The organism is Photorhabdus hainanensis, from assembly GCF_018448965.1.
GTDB classification, from domain to species: Bacteria; Pseudomonadota; Gammaproteobacteria; order Enterobacterales; family Enterobacteriaceae; genus Photorhabdus; species Photorhabdus akhurstii.
Genome location: NZ_RCWD01000121.1, coordinates 1 through 692, shown reverse-complemented (window position 1 = coordinate 692; position 692 = coordinate 1). Strand labels below are relative to the sequence as shown.

The following is a 692-nucleotide window of genomic DNA, read 5'->3' as shown; positions in this document are numbered from 1 at the left end:
CAACGCCATCTGTGCCGGGCTTAAGGCGACGCCCGGCGTTAATTGCTGCTGTTTGCCAAAAGCGACACCGGCATCCATCAGCGCTTTAAACTGGGCTTCGTCGTTGTTGTAGCCCGGCAGATAGCGCCGGCCGGTCAGTTGGGTGATTTGGTCACGCACCAGACGCTGTTCGTAGAACCCATCGCCCAGGCGTTTGTGGACCAGCGCCGGGTCGTGAGTTAATTGTTGCCGCATATAGTCAGAACCCAGCCACTGTTTATACTGGGTAAATTTCGGGTCGGTCTCGACCAGATAGTGGCTGTCGCTGCCCGGTTGCACGGTATACAGGCTGTTATCCGGCAGGCGGGTATCGGGCGTCACCACGCGTATCACCGGGTCGACTGTTTGCCCTTTGACGGTCTCCGGGGGCAAACTCAGTGGCTGATTTTTGATACCGTTCACCGGCGTGACCGTCGTGGGGGCAGAATGTATCTGACTGGTCTGTCGGTCTGTAATCGTGATATCGGTGCCCTGTGGACGGGTATTCTCCTGCCAGGCCAGCGTTTTCAGGTCGATGGTTTCTATGACGGGGGCCGGGTCATAATTGCTGCGGCTTTTCCCCTGCGAGGTTTTGGTGCCACCGAACCCGAACTTTTTCTTTTTGGTTTTTTTAGCATACCAGTGGGTCTGACTGCCCGTATCGGTGGTAATCC

Annotated in this window: 1 pseudogene; it reads right to left on the bottom strand. The window is 56.5% G+C overall.

Going from position 1 to position 692, the window contains the following annotated elements:
• Positions 1 to 692 (bottom strand): annotated as a pseudogene (locus tag EAE92_RS24145) (S-layer family protein); the annotation flags it as partial.